Origin of the sequence: Frankia nepalensis, from assembly GCF_016786325.1 — a bacterium.
GTDB classification, from domain to species: domain Bacteria; phylum Actinomycetota; class Actinomycetes; order Frankiales; family Frankiaceae; genus Pseudofrankia; species Pseudofrankia nepalensis.
In genome coordinates this window covers 1-7,483 of sequence record NZ_JADWYU010000078.1, presented here as the reverse complement: position 1 = coordinate 7,483, position 7,483 = coordinate 1, and the positions used below count along the sequence as shown (strand labels likewise).

Annotated in this window: 7 protein-coding genes and 1 pseudogene; 5 read left to right on the top strand and 3 right to left on the bottom strand. The window is 70.3% G+C overall.

The genetic code is table 11. The annotated features are described in order from the left end of the window. On the top strand, positions 1-754 hold a 754-nt coding region (locus tag I6A81_RS03310), incomplete at its 5' end, for a S8 family serine peptidase (protein ID WP_203007560.1). Positions 755-945: 191 nt separating this feature from the next. Here the strand turns inward: I6A81_RS03310 and I6A81_RS03305 are convergent. Then, entirely contained in the window at positions 946-1,434 is a 489-nt protein-coding gene (locus I6A81_RS03305) for a hypothetical protein (RefSeq protein WP_238431008.1), read from the bottom strand. Between the two features lie 562 nt (positions 1,435-1,996). Here I6A81_RS03305 and I6A81_RS03300 point away from each other — a divergent pair. Beyond that, positions 1,997-2,344: a hypothetical protein gene (locus I6A81_RS03300; protein ID WP_203007561.1), complete on the top strand. Its 348-nt coding sequence runs from the start codon at positions 1,997-1,999 to the stop codon at positions 2,342-2,344. An 820-nt stretch (positions 2,345-3,164) separates the two neighbouring features. On the opposite strand, the gene I6A81_RS03295 is transcribed toward I6A81_RS03300, so the two are convergent. Then, positions 3,165-3,881, bottom strand: a complete 717-nt coding sequence (locus I6A81_RS03295; protein WP_203007562.1) for a TetR/AcrR family transcriptional regulator — start codon at positions 3,879-3,881, stop codon at positions 3,165-3,167. Positions 3,882-4,000: 119 nt separating this feature from the next. Here I6A81_RS03295 and I6A81_RS03290 point away from each other — a divergent pair, with 119 nt between their 5' ends. Continuing rightward, the gene (locus tag I6A81_RS03290) at positions 4,001-4,936 is read left to right on the top strand and encodes a zinc-binding dehydrogenase (protein WP_203007563.1); all 936 of its coding nucleotides are present in this window, start codon (positions 4,001-4,003) and stop codon (positions 4,934-4,936) included. 216 nt (positions 4,937-5,152) lie between these two features. Here I6A81_RS03290 and I6A81_RS44675 read toward each other — a convergent pair whose 3' ends face one another. Continuing rightward, the gene (locus I6A81_RS44675; protein ID WP_285222760.1) at positions 5,153-5,275 is read right to left on the bottom strand and encodes a hypothetical protein; all 123 of its coding nucleotides are present in this window, start codon (positions 5,273-5,275) and stop codon (positions 5,153-5,155) included. A 210-nt stretch (positions 5,276-5,485) separates the two neighbouring features. On the opposite strand from I6A81_RS44675, the gene I6A81_RS03285 reads away from it, so the two are divergent. Then, positions 5,486-6,583, top strand: coding sequence for an integrase core domain-containing protein (locus I6A81_RS03285; RefSeq protein WP_203007564.1), 1,098 nt, complete (start codon positions 5,486-5,488; stop codon positions 6,581-6,583). 31 nt (positions 6,584-6,614) lie between these two features. Continuing rightward, positions 6,615-7,385: pseudogene (locus I6A81_RS03280) on the top strand (integrase core domain-containing protein); the annotation flags it as partial. Positions 7,386-7,483 lie beyond the last annotated feature (98 nt).

Sequence of the window (7,483 nt, the reverse complement as noted above, 5' to 3'; positions counted from 1 at the left end):
CATCGAGGCCACCCAGCGCGCGGTCCGCTACGCGACCCTGCGCGGCGTCACCCTGATCGCGGCGGCCGGCAACGAGGTCCTGGACACCGGAAAGCCGGAGATCGACGAGATCAGCCCGGACTACCCGTATCCGGAATCGCAGTCCGGTGCCTACGAGCGAGAGATCGACAACTCGTGCCTGTCGATGCCCTCGGAGGCCAGGGGCGTCTTCGATGTCAACGCGGTGGGGCCGTCCGGCCGGCTGAGCTACTACAGCAACTACGGCGTCGAGCAGACGGTCGTGGCCGCGCCCGGCGGTGACGCCTACGACGGCTCGGCCACCCGCGACGCGGCGAAACTGATCCTGGCCGCCTACCCACGCAATGTCGCCGAGGCCAACGGCGACATCGACGCGAATGGCAACCCGACGACCCCGTATGTGGTCCGCGACGACAGCTTGGGCGTGACTTCGTACTACCAGTACCTGGAGGGCACGTCGATGGCCGCGCCGCACGCCACCGGCGTCGCCGCGATCATCATCAGCCAGCTCGGGCGGCCTGACCTGCGGGGCGGGATCACGGCCAACCCGCTGCTCGTCAGCGCGGCGCTGGTGACCACCGCGACGGCCACGGCCTGCCCGGCGACCAACCCGTATGTCTACGCCCGGCCGCTCACCGCCGACTACACCAAGCTGTGCGAGGGCGACAAGCTGTTCAACGGCTTCTACGGCTACGGCATCGTCAACGCGAAGGCGGCGGCCCAGCTCGGCCGCTGACCCAGCCGACGCCGGCGTCTGCACGTTCCTCCTGCACGGGGTCTGTTGCGTCGCGAGGAGCCGGAACATGCGGAGCCGCGGCGGGCCTGGTGATCAGAGGGCGTGGGCGAGTTCGGTACGGGGAACGCCGGGCAGGACAGGGAGGCGAGCCAGCACAGTGACGGCGGCGTGAACGTCGACCGCCGGACGGATCAAGGCGGCCGCGTCGGGGCAGCAGGACGCAGGGCAGGCTCGATGCTGTGGACGCGGGCGAACGCGGAGAGCACTTCGACCACCGTGCGCTGATCCGCCGCGCTGTCGCGGGCGACGCGTTCCAGGGCGTAGATCCCGCCCAGGCGGACATCGACGCTGCCGTCCCCGAGATGACTGATCGCGGTGGAGTACAGCTCCCGGACATGGGTGTTCTCATTGGACCGACATATTTCGGCGTTCGCCTGCCGGGTCTCGTCCAAAGCAATCAGAGCGCCAGCCACGGCGGTGAGAGCGGCGGCAGCGGTGAGCAGACCACCTTGCAACGCCGCTCGTGCTTCTGCCCCGCCGTCAGTGCCCGGCGGGTACATCCGCGCAGGCAGGTGCCAGATCCCGAACACCGCGATCACCGCCCCTGCCGCAGCAACGCCGGCAATGATCCACATCCAGCGTCGGCCGGTACGCCGGTAGGTTCCCCCGTTGCCCCTCATGGGCAGAGTTGTACGCCTTCGTACCTGACCGTGCACCATACGGCCCATATCCTGTCTCGCGAGTGCGCGAGCTGTTGCATCGAGCCAAGCCAGCCGATCTTGGCCGTCAATCTTCTTGTGATCGAGCCGGCCGGTCGCCCGACCGACTGCTCCCAGGGGGTCCCTCCGGCCCTGCTCGAGGCCTCGAGACCGAAAGACTTACGGCCAAGATCGGCTGGCTTGGTCCGATGCAAAAGTGCCCTGCTACCCGCATCGGCGCGCGGCGCTCCGACGTGGGGCGGTCGCGGCGCATCTTGTGCATTTCGGTAGATTGCCGGCGCCGCTTAGGCTCGCCTGGGTGGGTCGACAACCGGCGCGCCCTTCGAGCGGGCGCTGAGACGACGGAGTTGGGGTGGCCGTGGTGATCGCTCGGGTCCGCCGAGGAGGCTGGCTCGTACCGCTGCTGGTGGCCGGCGTGCTCGCTGCTTGCGGTGAGGACGCTCGGAACCCGGCCGCGGTGCCTTCCGCGCCCAGCCCCACCGGCGGCGCGACGCGGCCTGCCGCGACGACGACGGTTGCCGGCGTGCCCGTTCCAGCCGGGCCGACCGTGACGCCGACGGCGAGTCCCGCGGCGCCGGCGGTCAGGCCCGCCGCGTCGGCGCCGACGACGGCCCGCCAGGGGACGCCGAAGCCGACCACCGCCCCGGCGTCGCAGCCGCCGCCCGTTGGCATCCACGGCCCGTTTCACGTCAACCCTGACCCGAACCACGGCGTCGGCGGTGAGGCGTCCAGCCCGACGGGGCCCCCGATGTCCTACAGCGCCCCGCTGGACGTCACTCTCGAGCCCAGCCAGCATCCGAACAACGAGTTCCCGACCTGCCAGGAAGTGCGCGAGAACCCCTGCATCGGCGACACACCGGCTCCCTCCTGAGCAGGCGCTGTTGCTTTCGGTCGTGGCGTGGCATGGCGAATGCAGGGTTGGTGCCCTGGTCGCACCGCTAGAGCGAGTTCGGAGAAAACCGTAGCAAATGCCGCGGAATGTCGAATTCGGACGGGCAATGTTTATACGGTCGCAGTTCTCGCGATCCTGGCGGGATTTTTCTGGTGGTGGATGTCAGTCCGTGCCGGTCAATGATGGGGCGTTCACACCCACTTCACGCCACAACGATCATGACCGGCGCGGCGACCCCGCCCCCGCCACTCGGACTGCACGCGCACGTCGGGGCAGCGGCGCGAGCGGTCGCCGACTGCCGATCGTCCACACCCCTCCCCAGCGCCTCCCACAGGCGCCTCCAGTAACCGTCGTCCTGGTCTGCGGGAGCCAGCCGGCTCGATCGGCCCCTGTCGCCGCCCGGTAGCGGCTCGCGAGTCGGCGCCGGAAACAACGCGCCCCGCTCGCTGACAACTACCGGGACCTAGATCAGGCGAATCCGCAGGTCCGGAGTTCGATAGCACATGCGGCAGCAGCCCGCGTCGCTGACCGAGCAGCGAGACCGCAGGTCAGGACCCCGGATCGAGTTCTGGCACGCTACACGCACTCGGCACCGCCACGGCCGGTTTTACCGTCGCGACGTCGCCGGGCTCGGTCCACGTGCCGCTGGCCATCCCGTAGAAGCTGCGGCCAGTCCCTGCGCGCCGACCCCGTCGAAGACCGACCGGCTGTTCACCGAACGCTGGACGCAACCCTCCGATGAGGGGGTCTTGTAGATCGGCTGCCGGGCTTCCACGCCGTGGGTATGGGGCGTGGCTGGTCAGGTCGGATGGCTGGTTGTCGCCGCGTGCGGGTCGGGATCGCCGAGGGCCGGGGAGTTGTCGGCGGTGCCGAAGGCTCGGAGGAAGGTGTCGACGCCCGCGGTGACGACCGCGTCGATCTGCTCTGGCGGAGCGGGGCGGGTGCCCAGCGCGGTCAGCGCGGGAAGCTCGTCGCCGATCAGTGCGATGAACTGGTTCGACGCCCGGATCGGGTCGGACAGTTGTAGGTGGCCGGCGGTGGCGAGTCGGGCCAGTGGGCCCGCGAGCGCGTCGATGACGGGTGTCGCGGCGCCCGCGCGGACCTCGTCGAGCAGGTCGGGGAAACGCACGATCTCGGCGTGCAGCAGCCGGCGCAGGCTGGTCGACACGGGGTCGGCGAAGCAGGTGGTGAGCCGTCGGCCGAGCTGGGTCAGTTCGGCGCGCAGGTCGTCGGGCTCGGCAGGGAAAGCCCCCAGCACCTCCAGCGTCGCCGCGGTCGCACGGCGGCCGACGTCCGCCATCACCACGCGAAACAGGTTCTCCTTCGCGCCGAAGTGGTTGTAGATCGTCGGCTTCGCCACACCGGCCGCGGCGGCGATGGCGTCGACGCTGGCCTGCGCGTAGCCGTCACGCGCGAAGACGTCGAACGCGGCCCGCACGATCGCCTGACGCTTGTCGATGCGCCCACGCGAGTACGCCTCCCCACCGCTGCCCGCGTCACCGTCCACGCCACCCATGCTACTCCCCACACCATCAAACTGAACTATAGAGTTCAATCCACCAAACCGATGGGGATTTACCCTACGACGAGAGGCGCTCGCCCCGGAAGGGCCGGCCGCCTCCTGGAGGAGATGCGATGAGATCGCTCGTCGTCGACCTGGCCACGCCGGCCGGGCTGCGCCTCGAGCAGCGCCCGGAGCCCACCGTCGGCGCCGGTCAGGTCCTGATCCAGGTCGAGGCGGTCTCCCTCGTCGACCGTGACCTCGACTACGCGCCGCGGATGGTCGGCGCCGGCGGGGTGTGGGGATTCGACGCCGCCGGGACCGTCATCGGCGCGGCGCCCGACCTGGGCGCTCCCGGCTCCCCACCCGCGCCGGCCCTCGGAACCCGCGTCGTCACGCTGCTGCCGGCGCCGGGCGCCTGGTCCGAACTGGTCGTGAGCGACGTGGCCGACGTCGCCCCGCTGCCCGACGCCGTCGACGCGGCGACCGCCACGGCCCTGGCCCTTCCCGGCCTCTCGGCACTGCAGGTGGTCCACGAGATCCCTCCGCTGGCGGGCCAGCACGTGCTGGTCACGGGGGCCTCCGGCGGTGTCGGCTGGTACGCCGTCCAGCTCGCCGCGACCGCGGGCGCGCGCGTCACCGCCCTCGTGCGGGACGCAGCCGACACGGAACCGCTCCGCCGGATCGGCGCCGCGGCCGTCGTCACCGGCCTGGCCGACGTCACCGGCCCGGTGGACGTCGTGATCGACATCGTCGGCGGCGCCGTCCTCGCGGCCGCCGTGCCGCTGCTCGGCCAGGGCGGGGTGGCAGTCGCCGTCGGCGCGATCTCCGGCGAGCCGACGGTCCTCGCGCCGGACACCCTGGCCAGCCCGGCCCGGCGTCGGCTGCAGGGCTACTGGGGCCACTGGCCGGTCGGCGACGACCTGCGCGAGCTCGTCGGACTGGTCGCCGCCGGCCGGCTCACCCCAGCCGAGCACCCGCGCACCAGCTGGCAGGCGGTCGACGAGCTGGCCGCCGGCTACCGCGACGGACGCGTCCGACGCCGCCGCGCCATTCTCGCCGTCGACTGAGACCCCCGACGACGCCCGCCGCTGGCCCCCTACGGCTTCCCGACAGGATCCAGGCTCCTCCGCCAGGACGAATCCCGAATAAAGATCAATACGCGACACCCGGCTGGTTCTCAGTGAGCGCTCGACCTCGGCATCCGCCGCGGACCCGAACCAGCCGCCATCACCCTCGAGTCGTTCGGCCGCCCCACCCCGGGGGCATGAACCGACAATCCGTCCTCAGGCCAGGACGGCCGCCCTGAGCACGTCCTCGCACCACTGGCGAAACCCGGTCGGCGCGGCGTCGGGCGTGCTCGGTTCGACGACGCCATAGAAACCCTGCTCGTTCAGTGCACCCACCATGCCGGCCAGTCCCTGCGCCCAGGCCTCGCTCACCCCGAAACGCCGCAGCGTCGCCTTGTAGTCCGCGCTGGTGGTCTGCTGAACCCTGTGCCTGCCGACAATCCCATCCGCGCTGGTCAGAGCAGCTGCGGCCGTCGGGGACTAATCGTGACCCCTCCGGCGTCGAGCCCTCGCCCAGCACGGCCCGTGGCTGCGCGAGGATGCCGGTTCGTGCTGCTTCGGTCGACCTACCTCGGTGTCACGAACGTCTTCGCGCTGCTGCGTCTACTTCCCCGTGGGGACGGTGACAAGGACATCGAGATCCTCGCCCTGCGCCACCAGATCACCGTGCTGCAACGCCAGCTCGAAGGTCGACGGATCCAGTTCCAGCCCGCCGACCGCGTTCTACTCGCCGCGCTTCTGCACGCGCTGCCGCAGCCAACCCTGCGCCGCCTGCGGCTCCTGGTGCGCCCGGACACGGTCCTGCGCTGGCACCGCGCACTGATCGCCCGCCACCATGCCGCGGCATCCCGCCCCAAGCGACGCGGCCGGCCCCGCACCATGACCTCAATCCGTCTCCTGGTACTGCGCCTTGCCCGGGAGAACAGCAGCTGGGGTTACCGCCGGATCCACGGCGAACTCCTCGTCCTCGGCATCAAAGTGGCCCCGTCGACGGTCTGGGAGATCCTGCGCGACGCGGGTCTCGACCCCGCACCCGAGCGGACCGCCACCACCTGGGCCGACTTCCTCCGCGCCCAGGCCACAGCGAGCCTCGCCGCCGACTTCTTCGAAACGGTCACCCTGACCGGGACACGCCTGTACATCCTCGCGGTGATCGAACACGCCACCCGCCGCATCCGAATCCTGGGCGCCACCGCACACCCCACCGCCGCCTGGGTCACCCAGGCCGTCTGCAACCTCGCCATGGACCTGAACGACTCTGCCTCGACCGCCCGCTACCTCATCCGCGACCGCGACGGCAAATACCCCGCGTTTTTCGACGCGGTCCTCGCCGACGCCGGGATCACGACCGTACGCAGCGGCGTCCAGATCCCACGAATGAACGCGATCATGGAACGGTGGATATACACCTGCCGCCGAGAACTCCTCGACCGCGCCCTGATCTACAACCAGCGCCACCTCCTGCACGCCCTCCGCGAGTACGAAGCGTCCTATAACACACACCGCCCTCACCAGGGCATCGCGAACACCAGACCACTCCGGCCGCTGCCCGAACCGATCACCGATCCGGACCAACTCACCCACCTCACTGTCCACCGACGCGACCGGCTCGGCGGCATCCTGCGCGAGTACGAACACGCCGCCTGACCAGCCCGGACGTGATTTTCGGCAAGCACAGGGCCGCCCGCCGGTGGCCGACGAGTTACGGACGCTGGTGATCCGCCTGGCCCGCGACAACCCGACCTGGGGCCACCGCCGCGTCCAAGGCGAACTCCTCGGCCTCGGGTATCGCATCGGCGCGGGCACGGTACGCCGGATCCTCGCCGGCGCGGGTCTCGGCCCAGCCCCACGCCACCACGCCGACACCAGCTGGCGCACCTTCCTACAGGCCCAGGCTGCCGGCCTGCTGGCCACCGACTTCGTCCACCTCGACACGATCGCCCTGCGCCGGCTGTACGTCCTGTTCGTCATGGAGATCCAGACGCGCCGTGTACATATCCTCGGCGTGACCGCCCACCCGACCGGAGCCTGGGTCACTCAACAGGCACGCCACCTGGTCATGGACCTGGAGGGACGCCTCGACCGGTTCCGGTTCCTCATCCGCGACCGAGACGCAAAATACACGAGGTCGTTCGACGACGTGTTCGCCGCCGAAGGCGTGCAGATCGTCCGGACTCCACCGCAGACGCCGCGGGCGAACTGCTATGCGGAACGGTTCATCCGCTCCGTCCGCCAGGAGTGCACCGACAAGATGCTCCTCTACGGCCAGCGCCATGCCAGCGCGGTACTCGACGAGTACGCCCGCCACTTCAACGACCATCGACCTCATCAAGGGCGAGACCAGCGTCCACCGAATCATGACCCGGCCGCTGCCGCGCCCCTCGACGGCCCGATCCACCGCCGCAAGATCCTCGGAGGTGTGATCAGCGAGTACCACCGCGCCGCCTGACCGAACAGCAAAAGCACAGGTCTGAACCGCGCCGGGTTTGATGGAGGGAGTGAAACCAGGAGGAAGCGGACGACATGGGCGCGCCGAGGAAGTACCCC

What these genes read in the sequence shown, in the direction of transcription:
- I6A81_RS03305 (WP_238431008.1), bottom strand. Translation starts at nt 1,434, where the DNA reads ATGAGGGGCAACGGGGGAACCTACCGGCGTACCGGCCGACGCTGGATG.
- I6A81_RS03295 (WP_203007562.1), bottom strand. Translation starts at nt 3,881, where the DNA reads ATGGGTGGCGTGGACGGTGACGCGGGCAGCGGTGGGGAGGCGTACTCG.
- I6A81_RS03290 (WP_203007563.1), top strand. Translation starts at nt 4,001, where the DNA reads ATGAGATCGCTCGTCGTCGACCTGGCCACGCCGGCCGGGCTGCGCCTC.
- I6A81_RS44675 (WP_285222760.1), bottom strand. Translation starts at nt 5,275, where the DNA reads ATGGTGGGTGCACTGAACGAGCAGGGTTTCTATGGCGTCGTCGAACCG.